Source organism: Streptomyces sp. LN549 (assembly GCF_043203805.1).
Lineage (GTDB): Bacteria > Actinomycetota > Actinomycetes > Streptomycetales > Streptomycetaceae > Streptomyces.
In genome coordinates this window covers 1,330,927-1,351,603 of record NZ_JAZHRI010000002.1, presented here as the reverse complement: position 1 = coordinate 1,351,603, position 20,677 = coordinate 1,330,927, and the positions used below count along the sequence as shown (strand labels likewise).

Below are 20,677 nucleotides of genomic sequence, written 5' to 3'. Positions count from 1 at the left end.
GTTCCGCTTCATCTGTCGTCATCGACAGGCCCCGGAGTCCGTGCCCGAAGAGGCAGGAGGACCCGGTGGACACCGCAGCCGACACCACCGCCATGCGCCGAGCCATCACGCTCGCCGCCCGCGGTCTCGGCTCCACCAGCCCCAATCCGGTCGTCGGATGCGTCGTCCTCGACGCGACGGGACACCCCGTCGGTGAGGGCTTCCACCAGCGCGCCGGAGGGCCGCACGCCGAGATCCACGCCCTGCGCGCGGCCGGCGAGAAGGCCCGTGGCGGCACCGCCTACGTCACCCTCGAACCCTGTAACCACACCGGACGCACCGGCCCCTGTGCCCAGGCTCTCATCGAGGCCGGGATCGCCCGGGTCGTGTACGCGGTCGGCGACCCGAACCCGCAGGCCACCGGGGGTGCGGACACTCTCCGCGCCGCCGGGATCCCGGCCGGGCAGGGCCTGCTCGCGGACGAGGCCGAAGCGGTCAACGCCGCCTGGCTGACCTCGGTGCGCCTCGGCCGTCCGCACGTCACCTGGAAGTACGCGGCGACCCTGGACGGCCGGATCGCGGCCGCGGACGCCACCAGCCGCTGGATCACCTCCGCCGAGTCCCGCGCCGACGTCCACCGCCTGCGCGCCGAGGCGGACGCCGTCGTGGTCGGCTCGGGTACCGCCCGCACCGACGATCCCCAGCTCGGTGTACGGGGCGTCGACGACGCCGTCCAGCCCCTGCGGGTCGTCGTCGACACCGCCGCCACCGCCGTACGGCCCGGCGCCCGGATCTTCGACGCGAGCGCGCCCACCGTGATCGCGGTCGCCGATGACGCCGATGCCCGCCACCTGCCCGACGAGGCCGTCCTGCGGCTGCCGCGCGCGGCCGGCGGTCCCGGCCTGGACCTTTCCGCACTCCTCGCCGCCCTCCACGGACGCGGCGTCCGCTCCGTACTCCTCGAAGGCGGCCCGACCCTGGCCGGCGCCTTCGTCGCGGCGGGACTGGTCGACAAGGTCGTCGGCTATATCGCCCCCGTACTCCTCGGCGCCGGCCCCGCGGCCCTCGCCGACGCCGGAATCACCACCATCGCCCAGGCGTTGCGCCTCGATGTGACCGAGACCGTCCGCATCGGCCCCGATCTGCGCATCACCGCCGTCCCCGGCCCTGCCCCGAAGGGAAACTGAGTGTTCACCGGAATTGTCGAAGAGCTGGGTGAGGTCACCGCCGTCGAGAACCTCGGCGACGCCTCCCGATTCCGCCTGCGCGGTCCCGTGGTCACCGAGGGCGCCAAGCACGGTGACTCGATCGCCGTCAACGGCGTGTGCCTGACCGTCGTCGACCTCGGCGAGCACGACTTCACCGCCGATGTGATGGCCGAGACCCTGAACCGCTCCAGCCTGGGCGCGCTGGCGACCGGCTCCCGCGTCAACCTGGAGCGCCCCATGGCGCTCGGCGGCCGGCTCGGCGGGCACATCGTCCAGGGGCACGTCGACGGCACGGGCCGCATCCTCGAACGGAAGATCTCCGAGAACTGGGAGATCGTGAAGATCTCCCTCCCGGCTGATCTGACCCGCTACGTGGTGGAGAAGGGGTCGATCACCGTCGACGGCGTGAGCCTGACCGTCGTCGACGCCGGACCCGACTACTTCACCATCAGCCTCATTCCCACCACCCTCGCCCTGACCACGCTCGGCATCAAGGAGCCCGGCGACCCGGTCAACCTCGAGGTGGACGTCATCGCGAAGTACGTCGAGCGGCTGCTCGGCAACTCCGCCCAGGAGCCCGGGGAGCCGGCGAAGTGAGCGCCCTGCACTGGCTGAACTCGGAGGCGTTCGCCGTCTTCGACCAGCACATCATCTGGTCCGACATGATCGGCAACACGATCGGTCTGATCGCCCTCACCCTGGGCTGGCTCCGCTCGATCTGGACCTGGCCCGCCCAGCTCCTGTCCGGTGTCGTCCTTGTCGCCGCCAATGTCTCCGTCCACCAGGCGGGCAGCGTCGGCAAGCAGCTCATCGTCATCGCCGTGGCCGTGTGGGGCTGGCAGCAGTGGACCAGGGGCCGGCAGCAGGCCCAGGACGGCTCCATCGCCGTACGGTTCGCCACCTGGCGCGAGCGCGGCTACCTGCTCGGCGGAGCCGTCCTCGGCACCCTCGCGGTCGGCGGCCTGTTCACCGCGTTCCCCTCGCTCTCCTGGAGCCCGTGGGCGGACGCTTACATATTCGCCGGCACCCTCGTGGCGATGCTCGCCCAGGCCCGCGGCATGGTCGAGTTCTGGTTCGCCTGGCTCCTCGTCGACCTGGTCGGCGTACCGCTCAACTTCCACAGCGGTCTCGCCTTCTCCGGTCTCATCTACGTCGTCTACGGGGCCCTCGTCCTGTGGGGCATGCGCGACTGGTGGCTGCGTACGCGGACACCCGCTCTGGAAGGAGCCACGGCATGACTGCCCAGCCCGCCTGGTTGCACCGGGAACACGACGCACCCGTCGAGGACCTCTCCCTCGACCCCGTCGAGCAGGCCATCCGTGACATCGCCGCCGGCCGGCCCGTCGTGGTCGTCGACGACGAGGACCGGGAGAACGAGGGCGACCTCGTCATCGCGGCAGAGAAGGCCACGCCCGAGATCGTCGCGTTCATGATGAGCGAGTGCCGCGGACTCATCTGCGCGCCCATGGAGAACGACGAACTGGAGCGGCTCGAACTGCCGCAGATGGTCGAGCACAACACGGAGTCGATGAAGACCGCTTTCACCGTCTCCGTCGACGCCTCGGCCGCCCACGGCGTGAGCACCGGCATCTCCGCCGCCGACCGCGCCGCCACGCTCCGGCTGCTCGCGGGCGGTACGGCGGGACCCGGCGACTTCGTGCGCCCCGGCCACATCTTCCCGCTGCGTGCCCGTACCGGCGGGGTGCTCGTGCGCAACGGCCACACCGAGGCCGCGGTCGACCTCGCCCGGCTGGCCGGACTGCGGCCCGCCGGCGCGATCGTCGAGATCGCGGGGGAGGACGGCGTCATGCTGCGCCTGCCCCAGCTGGTCCCGTTCGCCCGCAAGCACGGGCTGACGATCATTTCCATCGAGGACCTGATCGCCTACCGGCGGACCTCCGAGCCGACCGTCCGCCGCGAGGCCGAGGTGCGGCTGCCCACCAGCTTCGGCGCGTTCACCGCGTACGGCTACCGCTCCACCGTGGACGGCGTCGAGCACGTCGCCCTGGTCCACGGCGACATCGGCGACGGCGACGACGTCCTGGTCCGGGTCCACTCCGAGTGCCTGACCGGCGACATCTTCCAGTCCCAGCGCTGCGACTGCGGTCCCCAGCTGCATGCGTCCATGCGGCGCATCACGGAGGAGGGCCGCGGCGTGGTCGTGTATCTGCGCGGCCACGAGGGCCGCGGCATCGGACTGCTGTCCAAACTGCGTGCGTACGAACTCCAGGAGCGCGGCGCCGACACCCTCGACGCCAATCTGGAGCTCGGCCTGCCCGCCGACGCCCGGGACTACGCGGCCGGCGCCCAGATCCTCAAGGACCTCGGTGTCCGCAGCCTGCGGCTCATGACGAACAACCCCGAGAAGACCGCCGCGATCCTGCGGCACGGCCTGGTCGTCACCGGCCGTGAGCCGATGCCCGTGCAGGCCGGCGAGCACAATCTGCGCTACCTGCGCACCAAGCGCGACCGCATGGGCCACGACCTGCCCTGGCTCGACGCCGCCACCGTGTCGACGTGCGGCAACCAGTAGCCAACCGCATTTCCCGTAGTAACCATCCCTGAACGAGCTGTAGGAGAGACATGAGCGGCAAGGGCGCACCCGAACTGTCCGTACGCAACTGCGGTGACCTGCGCGTCGCCGTCGTCGCGGCGCAGTGGCACGAGAAGGTCATGGACGGACTCGTCGACGGTGCACTGCGCGCGCTGCACGAGCTGGGCATCGACGAGCCGACCCTGCTGCGGGTCCCCGGCAGCTTCGAGCTCCCCGTCGTGGCCAAGGTGCTGGCCGGCCGCGGGTACGACGCGATCGTCGCCCTCGGCGTGATCATCCGCGGCGGCACGCCGCACTTCGAATACGTGTCCCACGGCGTCACCAACGGCCTCACCCAGGTCGCCGTCGACACCGGCGTCCCCGTCGGCTTCGGCGTCCTCACCTGTGACACCGAGGAGCAGGCGCTCGACCGGGCCGGCCTGGACGGGTCCAACGAGGACAAGGGGCACGAAGCGGTCACCGCGGCTGTCGCCACCGCCACCACACTCCGCTCGGTCAGCGAACCCTGGCGCTGAGTGCGGGTCCGGGACCCCGTATTCTTAAGGACATCATGGCGAACAAAACCTTCGAAGAGCTCTTCGCCGAGCTGCAGCTCAAGGCCGCCAACGGCGACCCCTCCACCTCCCGTACCGCCGAACTGGTGGACAAGGGCGTGCATGCCATCGGCAAGAAGGTCGTCGAGGAGGCCGCCGAAGTCTGGATGGCCGCCGAGCACGAGAGCAAGGACGCCGCCGCCGAGGAGATCTCGCAGCTGCTCTACCACGTCCAGGTGATGATGGTCGCGCGCGGAATCTCCCTCGACGACGTCTACGCCCACCTCTGAGCACGACCTCCGCACCCGTCCGCACGTTCCAGTCACCCCTTTCGCAAAGGAAACCCGACCTCATGCTGCGCATCGCCGTCCCCAACAAGGGTTCACTCTCAGGGCCTGCGATGGCGATGCTCCATGAGGCCGGGTACCAGCAGCGCAAGGAGTCGAAGGAACTCGTCCTCGTCGACCCCGAGAACCAGGTCGAGTTCTTCTACCTGCGTCCCCGCGACATCGCGATCTACGTCAGCTCGGGCCGCCTCGACATCGGCATCACCGGCCGCGACCTGCTGCTGGACAGCGGCGCCGACTCCGAGGAGATCCTCCAGCTCGGCTTCGCCCGCTCCACCTTCCGCTACGCCACCAAGCCCGGCACGGCCGCGGGGCCGCAGGACTTCGACGGCCTGACGATCGCCACCTCCTACGAGGGAATCGTCGCCAAGCACCTCGCGGACGTCGGCGTCAACGCCTCCGTCGTCCACCTCGACGGTGCCGTGGAGACCGCCATCGAGCTCGGCGTCGCCCAGATCATCGCCGACGTCGTGGAGACCGGCACCAGCCTGCGCAACGCCGGACTCGAAGTCATCGGCGAGCCGATCATGAAGTCGGAAGCGGTCGTCATCCGCCGTACCGGCGCCCCCGACGACGATCCGAAGGTCCAGCAGTTCCTGCGCCGCCTCCAGGGCGTCCTGGTGGCCCGCAGCTACGTGATGATGGACTACGACTGCCGCGTCGAGCACCTGGAGCGCGCCGTCGCCCTCACTCCGGGCCTGGAGTCGCCGACCATCTCCCCGCTGCACCACGAGGGCTGGGTCGCCGTCCGGTCCATGGTCGCCTCCAAGGAGGCGCAGCGGATCATGGACGACCTGTACGACCTCGGCGCACGCGCCATCCTCACCACGGCCATCCACGCCTGCCGCCTCTGACGGCGGGAGACGGAAGAAGACCATGTCAGCCCCCGCACTCCCCGACCTTCCGGTCACCTTCCGGCCCACCCGCACCCGGGTGGTCCTGCTGAGCGTCGGGGCGGTGATGTTCGCCGTCATCACCGTCGTCGCCTTCACCCTGGAACAGCTCAGCGGGGGGGAGCGGGCCAGCTTCGTCTTCACCGCGCTGCTCTTCTTCGGCGTCCTGGCGCTGCTCAGCCGCCCCAGGATCGTGGCGGACGACAGCGGGGTGACAGTGGTCAACCTCACCCGCACCCGGCGGCTGTCCTGGGCGGAGATCGTCCGCGTCAACCTGCGCGCCGGCGACCCGTGGGTCTTCCTCGACCTCAGCGACGGGACCAGCATGCCCGCCCTCGGCATCCAGCCCGGAATCGCCAAGGAACAGGCCATCCGCGACGCCAAAATGCTCCGCGCCCTCGCCGAGAACCGCGGCACCGGCAAGGACAACGGCTGAGCCCCCTGCCCCGTACGGCCTCTCGTTGATTACTCTGGAGGGCGGCGGCGCCCTGTGCGCCCCGCCCCGCACCAGAGGCCCCCGAGGCCCGCGGGGCTTTCCTGCGACCCAAGGAGTGACTCCCTCCAGCAATGGACGGATCGTCCGGTAGTACCTGCGCCGCCCCTTCTGTGGAGGCGGCGGCATGACCACCCCCCTGCTGCTTCTCAGCGCGGCATTCCTTCTCATCCTCGCCAACGGGTTCTTCGTGGCAGCCGAGTTCGGGCTCGTCACCGTGGAACGGGCGGACGCCGAGCGCGCCGCCGCCGAGGGCGACCGGCGGGCCCGAACCGTCGTCGCCGCCCTGCGCGAACTCTCCTTCCAGCTCTCCGGCACCCAGCTCGGCATCACCATCACCTCACTGGTGGTCGGCATGCTCGCCGAGCCGGCTCTCGCACAGCTGCTGGAAGGCCCCCTGGCCCTGACCGGTCTGCCCGACGGTGCCGTCCCCGGCATCAGCGTGGTCATCGGCATGCTGCTCGCGGCCGCCGTCCAGATGGTCATCGGTGAACTCGTACCGAAGAACTGGGCGGTCTCCAAGCCGCTCCAGGTCGCACGGTTCGTCGCCGGACCCCAGCAGGGGTTCACCCGGGTCTTCCGCCCGGTGATCGGCCTGCTGAACACCGTCGCCAACCGTTTGGTGCGCTTTCTCGGCGTAGAGCCGACCGAGGAGCTGGCGTCCGCCCGTACGCCGGGGGAGCTGGTCTCCCTCGCGCGGCACTCGGCGGAGGCCGGCACCCTCGAACAGGACACCGCGGACCTCTTCGTACGGACCCTGTCGCTCGCCGGGCTCACCGCCCAGCATGTGATGACCCCGCGCGTGAAGGTCAGCGCCCTCCAGTCCTCCGCGACCGCGGAGGACGTCCTCAACCTCACCCGTGCCACCGGCCTCTCCCGCTTTCCGGTCTACCGGGAGCGCATCGACGAGGTCGTCGGCATGATCCACCTCAAGGACGCGCTGGCCGTCCCCGCCCAGGACCGCCTGCGGACCCCGGCCGGCCGGATCGCCGTGCCGCCGCTGCTGGTGCCCGAGACCCTGCCCGTCGAGCAGCTGCTCCAGCGGCTGCGCAACGAGCAGCCGATCGCCGTCGTGGTCGACGAGTACGGCGGCACCGCCGGCGTCGTCACGCTGGAGGACATCATCGAGGAGCTCGTCGGAGAGGTGCGGGACGAGCACGACGCCGAAGGCGCCGACCGCCCCGAGCTGGCCGCCGCCGCCCCCGAGGACGGGCGGCCCGCCTGGGACGCCGAAGGCAGCTGCCGGGTACTGACCCTGCGCCGGATAGGCCTCGACGTACCCGAAGGCCCCTACGAGACCGTCGCCGGGCTGGTCGCCGACCTGCTGGGCCGGATCCCCGCACCCGGTGACCGGGCCGAACTGCCCGGCTGGCGGATCGCCGTCCGCCAGGTCGGCCACTACCGGGCCGAGAAGGTCCGCTTCGTGCGCCTGGCCGAGTCACCCGCGCCGGCCGCCGCGCCGCGGGCGTCCCGCCGGGTCCTGGAGGCTGCGCGATGAGCCTGGTCCAGTTGCTCTTCGCCGGACTTCTCGTCCTGGCGAACGGCTTCTTCGTCGGAGCGGAGTTCGCCCTCGTCTCGGTGCGCCGCAGCCAGATCGAACCCCTGGCGGCAGCCGGGTCGAGCCGGGCCCGCAAGGTGCTGTACGGGCTGGAGAACCTGCCGCAGATGATGGCGGCCGCCCAGTTCGGCATCACCATCTGCTCACTGACCCTCGGCGCCGTCGCGGAACCGACCGTCGCCCATCTGCTGGAGCCGGTCTTCCACACGGTCCACCTGCCCGAAGGACTGATCCACCCGCTCGGCTTCGTGCTGGCGCTGGTCCTTGTCGTCTTCCTCCACCTCGTCGTCGGCGAGATGGTCCCGAAGAACCTGGCGATGGCGGCTCCGGAGAAGACCTCGCTGTGGTTCAGCCCCGGCCTCGTCGGCTTCGCCCGGCTCTGCCGGCCGGTCACCTCGGCGCTGGGCGCCTGTGCCCGGCTGGTGCTCCGGCTCTTCGGTGTCGAGCCCAAGGACGAGGTGGAGGCCGTCTTCACCAGCGAGCAGCTCAACCGGCTCGTCGAGGACTCCGGACAGGCCGGGCTCCTGGAACCGGAGGCGCAGGAACGGCTGGAGGACGCCCTGGAGCTGGGCAGCCGGCCCGTCACCGACGTGCTCCTGCACCGGGCGGCCCTGGTCACGGTGGACCCGTCCGTCACCCCGCGCCGGATCGAGGACCTCACGGTACGGACCGGCTACTCGCGCTTCCCCGTCTGCGCGGAGGGCGGCGGCCCGTTCATGGGCTACCTGCACGTCAAGGACGTCCTCGACCTGGAGGACGGCGAGCGGGCCGTCCCGCAGCACGTGTGGCGCCCCATGGCCACCGTGAGGGCCGAGCTGCCCCTGGACGACGCCCTGACCGTGATGCGCCGCGCGGCGACGCATCTGGCCCAGGTCGCCGACGCATCGGGCCGGGTGCTCGGCCTGGTCGCCATGGAGGACGTGCTGGAAATGCTGGTCGGGGAGGTACGGGACCCGGCCCACCGGGTCGCGGAACCCCGCCGCACCGAGGAGCGGCAGACCGGATCGGACGAACTCTCCGCCCTGGTCGGCTAGCGCGCACCGTCCTCGGCCGCCGGGCTCTTCGGGCCCGGCGGCCGAGGACGGGACCGCCTCACCCTTCGGGCGGCTCCTGCCGGCCCCGGCCCACGGGCCCCCGCCCCGACAGCACCTCGCCGTACGCCTGCATCAGATCCGGCAGCCGCAGCGTCGCCAGATCGTCCCGCGTCGGCACCGTCGCGTAGCCGGAGAGCCGCAGATCGCGGTAGGCGCAGCTCTTCTCGTACAGCGTGCGCAGGAAGCGCCCGTTGCCCAGCTCGTCGAGCCAGCCCTGTTCGACGACATGGCCGCTGATGGACCGCAGCTCCTCCAGTGACTCCTCGTCCCACGCGTCCCCGTTCTCCGCCGCGAGCACCTCGCCGATGGAGGTGAGCTCCAGCGGCCGGTAGCTGGGGAAGTCCACCCGGGTGGTGAAGCGCGAGGAGAGCCCGGGGTTGGTGGACAGCAGCCGGTCCATGCCCTCCGGGTAGCCGGCCAGGATGACGACGAGATGGTCGCGATTGTCCTCGGCGCGCTTGAGGAGGACCTGCAGGGCCTCGTCGCCGTACGCGTCGCCCTTGCTGTATCCGGTGTTGGAGAGGCTGTACGCCTCGTCGACGAAGAGCACCCCGCCCAGCGCCGAGTCGATCAGCTCATTGGCCTTCACCGCCGTCTGGCCAAGGAACTCACCGACCAGATCCGCCCGCTGGGCCTCCACCAGATGGTCCCCGCCCAGCAGGCCCAGCGCGTAGAACACCCGGCCCAGGATCCGCGCCACCGTGGTCTTGCCGGTCCCTGACGGCCCCGAGAAGACGAAGTGCCGCTTCGGCGGCTGTACGGGCAACCCCTGGCCCGCCCGCAGCCGCGCCATGTTCAGCTGCGCCGACAACGCCTTGACCTGCCGCTTCACCGGTTCCAGGCCGACCATCCGCTCCAGTTCCGCCAGCGCCTCGGCGAGCAGTACGGGATCGCTGGGCCCGGCCGGGAACGACTGCGGCGCGTTCTGACCCGGCACCGCGGTCTTCTGCCGCGCCCCGCCCGGGGGCGGCGACACCCCGAGGCCCGGCAGGTCCTGTGCCTCGACGCCCGGCCGCAGCTCCCGGCCGTCCACCAGATCGGTGCCCAGTAACGAGTCGCCGTCCGGCTGCGCCTCCGCGAACGAGCCGTCGGCCCCCAGGCCGGTCAGCGAGACGGCGGCCAGGCCGGACGCCTCCTCGGAACCGTCCAGCCCGTCGTAGTCCGCGATCGCGGCCAGTCGCGCCGACGTGTCCATGAACGCCGGGTCGATCCGGTGGACCGCCCGGTACAGGGGCAGCGCGGCCGCACTGCGGCCCGTGCCCTCGTGCGCGCGGGCCAGCCAGTAGCGCAGTTCCTTGCGCTGTGGCTGCTCGCTGCGGCAGCGCATGAGTGCGGTGGACAGCAGGGGCTCGGCCTGCCCGTACATCTCCAGCCGTACCCGCGCCATCCCGCCGAAGAGCCCCGCCTCGATGCCGAGCAGCGGATCGTCGATCAGTTGCTCCGTATGGCGTACGAGTTGCTCCCAGTCCTTGACGAGGTAGGAGCGGCAGGCGTGCAGGAAGCGGACCTGGGGATCGGCGTCCACCGGCGGCAGGCTTGCCAACGCCCGGTCGAGTTCCGGGACATGGCGGCCGTCCAGCCAGTGCGAGGCGTGCGCGAGCAGCAGTTCGCGCGGGCTCTCCAGCACCGGCTGCACCCACCAGCCCAGCCAGTACCAGGAGTTGAGCGTGCGTCGGTACCGCCCGCGCTGATCGCCGAACCGGTCACGATGGCGGTACATGTGCAGCAGCGCCGTCGTCGTGTCGACCCGCAGCGCGTGGAGGCCGAGCCAGGCGTCCGCCATACCGGGATCGAGGCGTACCGCGGCCCTGAACTCCTCTTCGGCCTGCGGATAGGCGCCCATCGTGTAGGCGTCCACGCCGCGCAGCCACGCGAGGTCGGCCGGGGCCTGTGCGCCCTGCGTGCTGTCCATCAGGTCCCCCACAAACCGTGCCCCCAGGATGTCCCGCCGCACGACAGCCCGCCGAGGCGCGCCGAATCACTGTGCCATGGACGGGAATTGACCGCACCGAGAGGCATCGTACCTGCGCAGGGAGTGTGCGACTAAGGGCGCCGCAGGCCGAAGGTGGGCCATTACTCACGGTAAGTGGAAGAGGGTGCGCTGAGGCCGGAAACCCGCGTCGAGCACAGGACGAAGCCCCCGATCACGGGGGAACAACCGGGGGCTTCGCGTCTGCGGGGGCTCCGAAAAGCCGCACATTGAGAACGTAAGACCTGTACCGCCCCGGGGTCAAGCAGGGTTGAGGCACTTCCGGTCCGATTTCCGACTGCTCAGTATGGCCGGGCCGGGCGATCACGATGGGTGACGGAATGGTTCATTCCTGCTGTCGTAGGGGCTCCCTTCAGCCACTCGTACCCCACGGGCAACTGGCGCACCAGAGCATCGGCCCAGGGGCGCGAGGGATCGGCTGAGAAATGGGCCGCCTCGGCGGCCGTCCAGCCGTCCCAGAAGGTGCTCAGCGCAGGCCCGTCGCGCCGACGGCCCCGCTCCCAGGACTCAGCGGCCGGCAGGTCCATCCACAACAGGTGTGCGAGGGAAGGGCGCAGGGCCCGTCGTCCCGCGCCGACGCCTTCGATCAGGACCACCGGCGCGGGGTCCAGGGTGCGCGGCGGCCCGAAGGTGCGCGCCGTCCAGTCGTACGGCGCGTAGCGGGCGGATTCACCGCGCGACAGCGGACCGGTCACCTGCTCGCTCAACCGTCCGGTCCAGCCGAACAGTTCCTCGTGGGTGGCCAGATCATCCAGGTGCAGTACGGGGGCGTCGTCGAGCGCCGCCGCGAGCCGGGAGGTGAAGGTGCTCTTGCCCGATCCTGCATGGCCGTCGACGCCGATCAGCCGGACGGGCCCGCAGGACGGCGGCAGGGTGCGCAGCCGTGCGGCGAGGCGCGAGAGGTCGTTCATGGCCCCAGCGTACGAGCCGGTGCGAAGCAGTCGCAGGTCACGCCAGTGGTCCAGACCCATATTGGTCCTTCGACGCGAGCCGAATCGCTGGCCGAACCGGGGGAGGACCCGCGATAGTTGGCGCACTGTCGTGCACCTGCCGCCCCATTCCGCTTACGACCGGGGGTCTCGCCCATGCCCAGTCCGACCTCACGCAGAACCGTGCTCACCGCCGCGATCGCGGCAGCGGCCGGCGCCGGAGCGGTGTCGTCCGCCGCTTCCGCGTCCGCCGCGACTCCGCCCCGTACCCGGCCCGACGCACCTTCGGCGGCAGCCTCTCTCGTGGACAACCACTTCTGGACGTCGTACACCGACTGGCGCTGCGGCTCGGGCGCCGGGACCCGCGCGGTCGCAGGCCGCCGGCCGGGGCTGGTGATCGCCCACCCGCTGGGGCGTACCGACTACACCGACCCGCACACCGGCACCACCGCGGCGTGGGACTACGCCACCTGGACCTCGCCGGTCCACCGCTCCGCCGTCCCGGCCACCGAGGTGATCGCGTCCTGGAACGCGGACACGCCGGCCGGCACCTGGATCCAGGTCGAGCTGCAGGGCAGCTATTCGGACGGCACCGAGACCCCCTGGTACGTCATGGGCCGCTGGGCCGCGGGCGACGGCGACATCCGCCGCACCTCCGTCGACGACCAGACCGACGGCAAGAGCTCCATCTGGACCGACACCTTCTCGGTGGACGACGCGGCGAGCGGCCTGCGCCTGCTGTCCTACCGGCTGCGGCTGACCCTGTACCGCACCCCGGGCACCCGGCTCACACCCACGGTGTGGCGCCTCGGCGCGATGGCCTCGGACGTCCCCGACCGCTTCACCGTGCCCGCCTCCGCCCCCGGGCTCGCCCGGGAGCTCGCGGTGCCGCGCTTCTCGCAGAACGTGCACGTGGGGCAGTATCCCGAGTACGACAACGGCGGCGAGGCGTGGTGCAGCCCCACCTCCTCGCAGATGATCATCGAGTACTGGGGGCGCAAGCCCTCCGCGGACGACCTCTCCTGGGTCAAGCCGGGGCTGGAGGACCCGCAGGTCTGCCACGCGGCGCGCTTCACGTACGACAACCAGTACGAGGGCTGCGGGAACTGGCCGTTCAACGCCGCCTACGCGGCGACGTACGAGGACATGAGCGCCGTGGTGACGCGTCTCGGCTCGCTGAGGGATCTGGAGACCCTGATCCGGGCAGGCATCCCGGTCATAACGTCGCAGTCGTTCCTCAAGACGGAGCTGACCGGTGCCGGTTACGGGACCTCCGGCCACCTGATGACGGTGATCGGCTTCACCGAGGAGGGCGACGTGATCGCCAACGACCCGGCGTCGCCGAGCGACGAGGCGGTGCGGCGTGTCTATCTGCGGCACGAGTGGGAGACGATCTGGCTCCGCACCAAACGGTACGACGCGAATGGGCAGGTCAGGAGCGGTACGGGCGGGGTCTGTTACGTCTACTGGCCGTCTAACCCAGCACCGGCTCAGCACCGAGCTCTGCGGTCTCTCGGCCTGCTGTGACCATGTAGGGCCCCACGGCCGCCTCGACGACCTGACGGCAGCGCTCCTGGCCGTCCTGCGTGAGGTGGCCGTACCGGTCCACCGTGACCTTGATCGAGCGATGTCCGAGCCAGCGGGACACCTCGTGAATGGAGACCGCTCGTCAAGGTCACGGTCGTCCATTTATGCCGCAGGTCGTCGCCGACAGAGCCAAGCTCAGTGGCCGGAGCCCCCGGCCACCAACGCGGTCCAGGTACGCGCACCGGCCACCCCGTCAGCCCCCAGGTCGCGGGCCTGCTGGAAGGCCTTGAGCCTCGTCTCTGTCGTACGGCCGAACACGCCGTCGGCGGAGACTTGATAGCCGTTGTCCCGCAGCTGATGCTGGAGAGCCGTCACCGCCCGCCCCTTCATACCTGCCTTGAGGGTAACGACGAGGCGGTTCCAGGTGGTGGCGCCGATGACACCGTCCGGGGTGAGGCTCCGGTCACGCTGAAAGGCGCTGATCTTCTGCCGGGTGCGTGCACCGAAGGAGCCGTCCGCACGGGTCGAGTACCCGCGGGAGGTGAGCAACAGTTGAGCCGTGGTCACGTCCGTTCCCCGGCTGCCCTGCCGCAGCGTGGGCCAGGTGGCGTCAGGGCGCGGGCGCGGGTCGGCGCCGAGGTGGGCCATGGCGCGAAGTTGGGAGAGAGAGCCCCGGTAGACGTTGCGGTCGGCGATGCCCACGGTGTTCTTCTGTCCGGGCACGCCGGGGACCTTCTCGGCCTCGGTGTACTGCCAGAAGGTCCAGGCTCCCGCCCCGGGCACGTTCTGCGGTTCCTTCGCAGTGCTTGAGTAGCGGGCGAGCCACAGTGGATAGCCGCGGAAGACGTCGCCCTTGCCATTCATGCAGTCGTTCACGAACGACGCGCGCGTGTAGACGATGGGCGTCACCCTGAACGCTGCTTTGACCCGCTGGAGGAACGTCCGCAACTGGTCGGCGCGCAGGGCCTTCGGACAGACGTCCTTGCCGTTCACCGGGACGCTCTCCAGGTCGAGGACCGGCGGGAGGTCGCCGGCCTTCGTCCCGGTGTAGCCGGCCGCGCGGACGGTGCGCACGAAGTGGTCTGCCTGTGCGACGCCGTCGCGTGTGTTCCTTGGGGCGAAGAAGTGGTAGGGCGCCCTCATGAGGGTGGTGGCGGACACGGCGCGGTAGTCGCGGGCGAACCAACCGTCATGAGAGCGAGTGCCCTGGGTGGCCTTGAGGAACGCGAACGCGTTGCTGCGCGCGACGCGCGTCCAGGCGATGGCCTTGCCCGTCGCGTCATGGTTGTGGTGGCTGGTGTCGATGCCCTTGACGGGATACCTGCTCGGTGCGTCGGCGGCGCGCGCCGCCGTGGTGGCCGGGGTATTGCCAGCGGTGGCGATGGCGGGTGCCTGCACGACGCCGAGCACGGTGAGGGCTGCGACGGCGCACGTTGCGGTGGCGGCGAGAGGCCGGGGGCGGGGTGAGTGCTTCATGGCTGCTGTTCCGATTCCTGGTCACGGGTGTTTCGGGGGCGGGGCCGCGCCCGGGCAGGGCGCGGCCACCGGATACGGCGTGTGGAGCGGCCGGGTCAGACGAAGGTGATGTCCCAGTGGACGCCGCCCCGCCTGGGGGTCTCGTAGACGTACTCAAGGGAGATGCCGTTGAGGTTGCCGTGCCAACGGGGGTCGTTACCACGCGGCTTGCCCTTGCGCTGGGTCTTCTTGATCCAGCCGGTGACGCAGCCGCCCTCGTCCCGGGTACGGAGGTCCAGCTTGTAGCCCTTGGCGTGGGAACGGGAGCCGGCACCGTGGCCGGACTCGGTGCCGCCGGTGATGGTGATCGGGCAGCCGCTGGCCTTCTTGAGAGCGATGACGCCCGCGATGGTGCGGGCACGTACGCCTTCGAGGCTGGTGCGTCCGGCGGGGCGCTCAATCCCGGCAGCAGCGAGCCGTGCCAGGGCCTGCCGGTTGGTCAGACGGCCGCTGCCGGGGGCGGGGGCGTTCGAGGTCCCGGTGACGAGCACATTCCAGGTGTTCGCGCCGACGATTCCGTCGGCCTTGAGCCTGTGGCTCTTCTGGAACGCCTTCACGGCACTCGCCGTGCCGGGGCCGAACACGCCGTCCGCGGCGACCTTGTGTCCGGCCGCGGCGAGAAGGTGCTGGGCGCTGCGGACGTCCGTGCCACGGGATCCCGCGTTCAGCCGGGGCCATGCCTTCGTTGCGGCGTGGACGGTGCTGCCGGCCGGTGCGGCGGCTCGCCCCCGCGAGGGGGCCAGGTGCTGGCCGCGGGCGCCCTGAGCGACCGTCGCACCGTCGCTCGCAGAGGCGAGAGCGGGGGAGGCGAAGGTGCCGGCGCCTCCGAGGGCGACCAGGGAGACGGCCGTGACGGCAATGTTCCGCAGAAGCGGGGTCAACGTGGTGTTCATGCGGGTGAGCCCTTTCGTGTCATGGGTTTTGAGACATGGCTCTCCCGTGCACAGGGCATGGCGGCCCGAAGGCACGGAAGGGGGTGTGGCCGAAACCTTCACATCGGCCACGAACAACCTCCCGCATCCGGCCGGAGAATCTCTAGGCTGATCCGCCACCAGGTCATGCACGCATAAACGGGGCATATACGGGATGTCATGTATGGCTCTGAACTGGGGATATGCGCAGTGAACCGAGGGCGGTATGAGCGACAAGCAGGAGACCGTTGTGTACGAGGAGCAGGAGCCGGCCTCAGCCCGGGCCGAGCTGGGCATGCTCCTCGCACGGTGGCGCGGCGAGTGCGGACTGAGTCAGGCTCGGCTCGCCGAGAAGGTCTACTCGAATCAGCCGACGGTCTCCCGCTGGGAGAAGGGCCAGCTCCTCCCTTCCCGTGAAGCGATCGAAGCGGCATGGCGTGTTCGTTCAGAATCCGAGCGTGCGCGACCGGCGACCGTGGAAGAGCTCCGTCATGCACTGCTGCTGCATCAACGAGCGGAAGGCGGGCCTCGGACGCCGAACCCGCCGGCACCGACCGAACCGGTCCAAGTCCAGGCCGGGGCCGGCGCCTCGGCCGAGGCGCAACAAGTGCGTCAGACGCAGAGGGGCATGCGCATGTGGATGGCGGTCGCCGCCGTGTGCGTGGTTGCCAGCGCCGTCGTCGGCGTATGGCTATGGGGCGCCGGTGACGACGAATCGGCCCAAGCCGGTGCACCCGGTCCGACGGCTTCGGCTGGCCTGACCCCGACCGTAGCGGCCACCGCTACCTGCTCGGCCGCGTCCTGCACCTCATTGGATCCCGCGACCACCATCTGCTCGAAGGACGCCGTCACTGTGTTCGTCGGACGCAAGTACGGTGCAGTGGTCGAGCTGCGCTACAGCCGCCACTGCCGCGCAGCCTGGGCCAAGATGAATCACACCTCCCCTGGCGACCGGATCCTGATCACCCCCACGAACGCCGGCCCCGACAGCACCGAGGAATACCAGCAACGATGGGGAATCAACGCGCACACCCGCATGGCGCCGGTCAACGACCCCGCCGACGCCCAAGCGTGCGCCCGCATTCAAGGCCGCGGCACCATCTGCGCCACCACCGCCGTTACGGGCACCGCGGGATCCAGCCCGCATTAAGCGACTACCCGGTTGCGGGGTGACCGCACCCTTGAGCAGGCCAACCACAAGCCCGATCTTCCGCAGCCAGCAGCGCCATGGCCTTCCGACGCTGGGCGTTACTCGAAGATCCGGTTCGACCTCGCCGACCCGCCGCCACCGGTCGCGGTTGAAACTGAAGCGTGCCGAGCTGGTCGGAGAGCGGCACCTCCGGGTCGATGCGGTGGAGGTAGCAGAGTTCCAGCCGTTCCGTACCGAGGCGGCGGAGGCTGGGTTCAACGCAGGACCGCAAGTAGACCGGGTGGCCGTGCGGTGCCAGGTATCGGGGGCCGGCCTCACCATTCCGACCTTCGTCGCGACAAGCAGCTCGGCAGGGTAGGGGCCGACGTCCTCCACCAAGCGCTGCAATGGCGGTGTCGTCCGCTCGTAGCCCCAGCACTTGCTCGGCAAAGGTGACCTTAGAGGACGTTAAGTCCGATCTTCCTCGGTTCGTGATCACTCGATCGTGGCATTGATCGCCGTGCAGGCCATCCGCTGAGCATGTCCATGCCGAAATGCGCGCATGGAGCGGGGGCGTAACTCGCACCGGCCGGGACCGAGCCCGATCCGCCCGAGTCGAACTCCGCCTACCAAGCCATCGTGAACGCCTTCAATCAGCACCCCGACCAGGTGTTCCGGGTCCGTGAGCTGAACGAACTCCTCGGCATGCACACAGATGACCCGGCCGTGAACGTCACCCGCAGCCGCCTCGGACGCCTCACTCGGCAAGGCTTCCTCACCCAGCCCGGACGGGGCCGCTACCAGAAACGGACTTAACGCCCTCTGCACGACGAGGAAGGGACGCAGGTGTCGTCCTGTCGGAGGAGTTCGGCCTGGGGACCCGCGGGCACGCACGTCTCCGTATTCTGTATCGCCGCGTTGCCGCCCGGCGCCGCCACGAGTAATGGCGCACGGGTCGGCGGGGCCGGCGCGCCCGCCCCGGTCGTTGCCTCTCGGCAGAGTCCGTATCGTCCGCTGGTGGCCGGGCGGCCGCATGGGGAGGCGGCCGCAAGACGGAACATGCGCGGGAAGGTCCGTGACCCGCTGAGGCCGGCGGGCTCGGAGGCAGCCGGGGGCGGGGCCGGTCGCATCCGTCCCGAACCCGGCCCACCGGCCGACTCGCTGACTGCCGTGGACAGCCCGCTGTCCAGCCCTGTCCGGCCCGACGGGCGCGCTACCCGGTCCTTGCCTCCAGCCACTGCGACCATGCGCTGGCCACGCCATCGGCCCGCAGTGCCCGGATGCGGACCCGTACCCGGCGGCCGGAGCCCAGGTTTTCGATGCGGCTGAAGCCGCGGACGGCGGTGGTCCCGGAGTGGATCACTTCGGCGCTGCGGGCGTCGGCGACCTCGATGGCGCAGGCCAGGTCCGCTTCCCCGCCGCGCCAGTGGAGCACGACGCCGGCCGGCACCGGCGTCAGCGCCTGTGCGTCCGGCGGCAACGGCCCGGCGTCCGCCCGCGGGGTGAGCCCGGTCCTCCACTCGGACGCGGCCTCGCCCGCCGCGCATACGGCGACGACGCGCACCCGGTACGGGGTTCCGTTCAGCAGCCCCGCGATGTCTGCATGGCAGTCCTTGTGGACGATGCGTGAAAAGGTCGCCGGGCCGGTGCCTTCCCATGCCGCTTCGACACGGTACGAGTCGGCTCCCGGCACGTGGCCGAAAACCACGCGCAGAGCGCCGTCGGCCACAACGGTCTGGGCGACGCCGGGGGCTGCGGGCGCGGCCAGGGCCAGGTCGGCGACGGCGACTTCGTACCCCTGTGGGTCGACCAGCCCCACGTGCTCGGTGATGGCCTCCTTGTCCGGCCACGCGTCCGTCCGCCATCCGATGTCGCGGTTGAAGGGCGTGCCGCCGGGTGTGATGTCCGGCAGTGGGACGTACCGCTCGTCGACGGTGCCGCCTGTCGCGTCCACCGCCCGCCAGTGCAGCCGGTGGCCGCGCAGTACCCGGCTGGGCAGTTCGCCCGCGCCGCGCGGGACGACCGTGATCCGCGTGCCGCCGTCCACCGGGGCCGGCAGCAGCCCTCGGACAGGAGCGAACGCGGCGCGCATCCGGTCGTAGCTGCGCTTCAGGCCGCCCCACTCGGTCTGCACGCCCCACCCGCGCAGCTGATTGACGGATGTCCCCTGGAAGCGGCTGCGGTAGTCGTCGAAGGTCCACCGGGAGGCGCCGATCACCCAGGGCAGACCTGACAGTTCCGCCGGGATCCCGCCGTCATACTGCGAGGCGTACTCGACGCTCTCGCGGTCGGGGGTGAAGGTGTAGCCGTCGCTGCTGAATTCGCTGACGAAGACCGGCTTGTCCGGGTAGTGCACGCGCAACTGCCGTAGCCGTTCGGCGTAGTCCCGGTACATGTTGACCGCGATGAAGTCGGTGTACTGGAGTGCCTCGTCCTGCGGGCCTCCGATGTCGCCGAAGGTGTTGCTGACATACGTCAGGGGGCGCGAGTCGTCGAGCTCGGCGCGGGTGCGGTCGATCAGCGCCCGGACGAAGTTCCGGCCCGCCTCCTCGGTGCCCCTGATCTCGTTCGCCACGGACCACGCGAAGATCGAGGGATGGTTGGCGTCCCGGTGCACCATCTCACGCAGCTCGGGCATCCAGCGTTCCGGGTCGAGACAGGCCTCCTGCCCCCAGACGGAGATCTCGGCGATGTTGAGCATCCCGATCTCGTCCAGGTGGTCGAGGAGATCGGGCGACTGCGGGACGTGGTGGATGCGGGTCATGTCCGCCCCGGCCCGCTTCATGCGGTCGATCTCGGCGCGGATCACGGACGGCGGCTCGGTGGCGCCGTGCACCCGGTCTCCGGGGACGCGGTTGAAGCCCACGGTCCGCAGACGCTCGCCGTTCAGCATCAGTCCGTCCGGCAGTATCTCGATCCTGCGGATGCCGAACCGGTCGGAGACTGCGTGCGAGAGACGGCCGCCCTGACTGAGAGTGACGGTGGCACGGTAGAGCGCCGGATGGTCCGGGGACCACAGTTCATACGAGCCGGTGGGCAGGACGGTCGTCAGCCGGACGGTCCGCACCGAGCGGGCCGGCACGGTCAGGTCCTGGCCCGCGGTCGGCTCGGGGCTCAGCGTCCCAGAACGCAGGGCACGGCCCGACGTGCCGGTGAGCATGCCGCCGAGCCGAACGGTGCGGTCGTGGCCGAGGGCGTTGGACACGGTGACATCCGTGGCCACCTCGGCGGTGCCGTCCCCCGGTGCGGGGTGAGCGGTGACCCGCTGCCTCTCGATACGTACTGCCGGATCGACGACAAGGGAGACGGGCCGGGAGATTCCTCCCCAGAGCCATGTGGCGCCGACGACCTCGTCGTTGTTGGCCCTGACGGTGAGGGTGTTGGGGCTGCCGTCGGTCGTCAGTAGCCCGGTGACGTCGTATTCGAAGGGGGTGTACCCGCCGGCGTGGGTGCCGAGCAGGGTGCCGTCCAGCCAGACGGTCGCCGTGTAGCAGACGGCCTCGAAGTGGAGCCGGACCACCTGCTCGTCACCGAATCGGGGTGTGTCGAAGGTCCGCCGGTACCAGCCGTCGCCCTGGTGGCAGGCGTATCTGTCGTTCACGTCCCAGCTGCCGGGTACGGGCAGCCGGTCCCACACGGCCGTCTCCGGGTCGGTCGTGAATTCCCAGATGCCGCCGAGATCGGTGGTGTGCCGTCCGGCGGGGGTCTGGTGTCCGGGCCCGCCGGGGTCGGAGGCGGGCACGTACGCAGGTGCGGGTTCGGCGGCGGTGTCGTCGTTCATCGCGCCCTCCGCCGCGGGGCCTTCTTCGGGCGTGCGGACACGTCGATTCCGCCACCCGGGTGCGGCAGACGGTTTCGGGTGCCGCCGGCAGCGCACCGGCTGCCGGCCGGGCCGGCGCCCGCGCCGGACGGCAGTCCGACCGAACGCGATGGGAGGGGACGGGCGCAACCGGTCGTCGCGGCCCCCCTCTCGACTGTGCGGGGCAGGTCTGTGGTCCGCAATTGCATGAGGCGGTG

At 70.6% G+C, this 20,677-nt stretch carries 19 protein-coding genes; 13 read left to right on the top strand and 6 right to left on the bottom strand.

The features are described 5' to 3' along the window. The first annotated feature begins 65 nt into the window (after positions 1–65). From ribD to SH922_RS05970, 10 genes are all read left to right on the top strand, one after another. Positions 66–1,166 (top strand): bifunctional diaminohydroxyphosphoribosylaminopyrimidine deaminase/5-amino-6-(5-phosphoribosylamino)uracil reductase RibD, encoded by a 1,101-nt coding sequence (ribD, locus tag SH922_RS06015; protein WP_393055490.1) that lies wholly within the window; start codon positions 66–68, stop codon positions 1,164–1,166. After that, on the top strand, positions 1,167–1,784 hold the full coding sequence (locus tag SH922_RS06010) for a riboflavin synthase (RefSeq protein WP_393055487.1): 618 nt from the start codon (positions 1,167–1,169) through the stop codon (positions 1,782–1,784). Beyond that, complete coding sequence (locus SH922_RS06005) at positions 1,781–2,425, top strand: nicotinamide riboside transporter PnuC (protein WP_393055484.1); 645 nt, start codon at positions 1,781–1,783, stop codon at positions 2,423–2,425. The genes SH922_RS06010 and SH922_RS06005 overlap by 4 nt, the downstream gene beginning before the upstream one ends. Next, a complete protein-coding gene (locus SH922_RS06000; RefSeq protein WP_393055481.1) occupies positions 2,422–3,720 on the top strand; it encodes a bifunctional 3,4-dihydroxy-2-butanone-4-phosphate synthase/GTP cyclohydrolase II in 1,299 nt (432 codons plus the stop codon). The genes SH922_RS06005 and SH922_RS06000 overlap by 4 nt, the downstream gene beginning before the upstream one ends. A 50-nt stretch (positions 3,721–3,770) precedes the next feature. Further along, positions 3,771–4,256 (top strand): 6,7-dimethyl-8-ribityllumazine synthase, encoded by a 486-nt coding sequence (ribH, locus tag SH922_RS05995; protein ID WP_148016350.1) that lies wholly within the window; start codon positions 3,771–3,773, stop codon positions 4,254–4,256. 35 nt (positions 4,257–4,291) lie between these two features. After that, on the top strand, positions 4,292–4,564 hold the full coding sequence (locus tag SH922_RS05990; RefSeq protein ID WP_018524273.1) for a phosphoribosyl-ATP diphosphatase: 273 nt from the start codon (positions 4,292–4,294) through the stop codon (positions 4,562–4,564). A gap of 62 nt (positions 4,565–4,626) precedes the next feature. Next, entirely contained in the window at positions 4,627–5,475 is an 849-nt protein-coding gene (gene hisG, locus SH922_RS05985) for an ATP phosphoribosyltransferase (protein ID WP_393055477.1), read from the top strand. 22 nt (positions 5,476–5,497) lie between these two features. Then, positions 5,498–5,950, top strand: coding sequence for a PH domain-containing protein (locus SH922_RS05980; protein WP_393055474.1), 453 nt, complete (start codon positions 5,498–5,500; stop codon positions 5,948–5,950). Positions 5,951–6,134: 184 nt separating this feature from the next. After that, the gene (locus tag SH922_RS05975) at positions 6,135–7,505 is read left to right on the top strand and encodes a hemolysin family protein (RefSeq protein WP_393055471.1); all 1,371 of its coding nucleotides are present in this window, start codon (positions 6,135–6,137) and stop codon (positions 7,503–7,505) included. After that, positions 7,502–8,599, top strand: a complete 1,098-nt coding sequence (locus SH922_RS05970) for a hemolysin family protein (RefSeq protein ID WP_393055468.1) — start codon at positions 7,502–7,504, stop codon at positions 8,597–8,599. The genes SH922_RS05975 and SH922_RS05970 overlap by 4 nt, the downstream gene beginning before the upstream one ends. Positions 8,600–8,657: 58 nt before the next feature. Here SH922_RS05970 and SH922_RS05965 read toward each other — a convergent pair whose 3' ends face one another. Then, positions 8,658–10,571, bottom strand: a complete 1,914-nt coding sequence (locus tag SH922_RS05965; RefSeq protein WP_393055465.1) for an AAA family ATPase — start codon at positions 10,569–10,571, stop codon at positions 8,658–8,660. A 359-nt stretch (positions 10,572–10,930) separates the two neighbouring features. Then, the gene (locus tag SH922_RS05960; RefSeq protein ID WP_393055461.1) at positions 10,931–11,560 is read right to left on the bottom strand and encodes a uridine kinase; all 630 of its coding nucleotides are present in this window, start codon (positions 11,558–11,560) and stop codon (positions 10,931–10,933) included. A 174-nt stretch (positions 11,561–11,734) separates the two neighbouring features. Here SH922_RS05960 and SH922_RS05955 point away from each other — a divergent pair, with 174 nt between their 5' ends. After that, positions 11,735–13,105 carry a peptidase C39 family protein gene (locus tag SH922_RS05955; RefSeq protein WP_393055458.1) on the top strand — a complete coding sequence of 457 codons (1,371 nt, stop codon included), beginning with the start codon at positions 11,735–11,737 and terminating at the stop codon, positions 13,103–13,105. Between the two features lie 195 nt (positions 13,106–13,300). On the opposite strand, the gene SH922_RS05950 is transcribed toward SH922_RS05955, so the two are convergent. Beyond that, entirely contained in the window at positions 13,301–14,581 is a 1,281-nt protein-coding gene (locus SH922_RS05950) for a GH25 family lysozyme (RefSeq protein WP_393055455.1), read from the bottom strand. 95 nt (positions 14,582–14,676) lie between these two features. Further along, positions 14,677–15,513 carry a peptidoglycan-binding protein gene (locus SH922_RS05945; RefSeq protein WP_393055452.1) on the bottom strand — a complete coding sequence of 279 codons (837 nt, stop codon included), beginning with the start codon at positions 15,511–15,513 and terminating at the stop codon, positions 14,677–14,679. Between the two features lie 244 nt (positions 15,514–15,757). On the opposite strand from SH922_RS05945, the gene SH922_RS05940 reads away from it, so the two are divergent. Then, positions 15,758–16,681 carry a DUF2690 domain-containing protein gene (locus tag SH922_RS05940; RefSeq protein WP_393055449.1) on the top strand — a complete coding sequence of 308 codons (924 nt, stop codon included), beginning with the start codon at positions 15,758–15,760 and terminating at the stop codon, positions 16,679–16,681. A 4-nt stretch (positions 16,682–16,685) separates the two neighbouring features. On the opposite strand, the gene SH922_RS05935 is transcribed toward SH922_RS05940, so the two are convergent. Then, positions 16,686–17,099, bottom strand: a complete 414-nt coding sequence (locus SH922_RS05935; protein WP_393063474.1) for an aldo/keto reductase — start codon at positions 17,097–17,099, stop codon at positions 16,686–16,688. A 200-nt stretch (positions 17,100–17,299) separates the two neighbouring features. Between SH922_RS05935 and SH922_RS05930 the strand changes: the two genes are divergently transcribed. Then, on the top strand, positions 17,300–17,476 hold the full coding sequence (locus tag SH922_RS05930; RefSeq protein WP_393055446.1) for a hypothetical protein: 177 nt from the start codon (positions 17,300–17,302) through the stop codon (positions 17,474–17,476). A gap of 397 nt (positions 17,477–17,873) precedes the next feature. On the opposite strand, the gene SH922_RS05925 is transcribed toward SH922_RS05930, so the two are convergent. Beyond that, positions 17,874–20,441, bottom strand: coding sequence for a glycoside hydrolase family 2 protein (locus SH922_RS05925; protein WP_393055443.1), 2,568 nt, complete (start codon positions 20,439–20,441; stop codon positions 17,874–17,876). Between the last annotated feature and the right edge of the window lie 236 nt (positions 20,442–20,677).

Bases quoted from the DNA above. Each gene is read 5' to 3' on its own strand.
- SH922_RS06000 (WP_393055481.1), top strand. From the start codon at position 2,422: ATGACTGCCCAGCCCGCCTGGTTGCACCGGGAACACGACGCACCCGTC.
- ribH (WP_148016350.1), top strand. From the start codon at position 3,771: ATGAGCGGCAAGGGCGCACCCGAACTGTCCGTACGCAACTGCGGTGAC.
- SH922_RS05990 (WP_018524273.1), top strand. From the start codon at position 4,292: ATGGCGAACAAAACCTTCGAAGAGCTCTTCGCCGAGCTGCAGCTCAAG.
- hisG (WP_393055477.1), top strand. From the start codon at position 4,627: ATGCTGCGCATCGCCGTCCCCAACAAGGGTTCACTCTCAGGGCCTGCG.
- SH922_RS05980 (WP_393055474.1), top strand. From the start codon at position 5,498: ATGTCAGCCCCCGCACTCCCCGACCTTCCGGTCACCTTCCGGCCCACC.
- SH922_RS05975 (WP_393055471.1), top strand. From the start codon at position 6,135: ATGACCACCCCCCTGCTGCTTCTCAGCGCGGCATTCCTTCTCATCCTC.
- SH922_RS05970 (WP_393055468.1), top strand. From the start codon at position 7,502: ATGAGCCTGGTCCAGTTGCTCTTCGCCGGACTTCTCGTCCTGGCGAAC.
- SH922_RS05965 (WP_393055465.1), bottom strand. From the start codon at position 10,571: ATGGACAGCACGCAGGGCGCACAGGCCCCGGCCGACCTCGCGTGGCTG.
- SH922_RS05960 (WP_393055461.1), bottom strand. From the start codon at position 11,560: ATGAACGACCTCTCGCGCCTCGCCGCACGGCTGCGCACCCTGCCGCCG.
- SH922_RS05955 (WP_393055458.1), top strand. From the start codon at position 11,735: ATGCCCAGTCCGACCTCACGCAGAACCGTGCTCACCGCCGCGATCGCG.
- SH922_RS05950 (WP_393055455.1), bottom strand. From the start codon at position 14,581: ATGAAGCACTCACCCCGCCCCCGGCCTCTCGCCGCCACCGCAACGTGC.
- SH922_RS05945 (WP_393055452.1), bottom strand. From the start codon at position 15,513: ATGAACACCACGTTGACCCCGCTTCTGCGGAACATTGCCGTCACGGCC.
- SH922_RS05940 (WP_393055449.1), top strand. From the start codon at position 15,758: ATGAGCGACAAGCAGGAGACCGTTGTGTACGAGGAGCAGGAGCCGGCC.
- SH922_RS05925 (WP_393055443.1), bottom strand. From the start codon at position 20,441: ATGAACGACGACACCGCCGCCGAACCCGCACCTGCGTACGTGCCCGCC.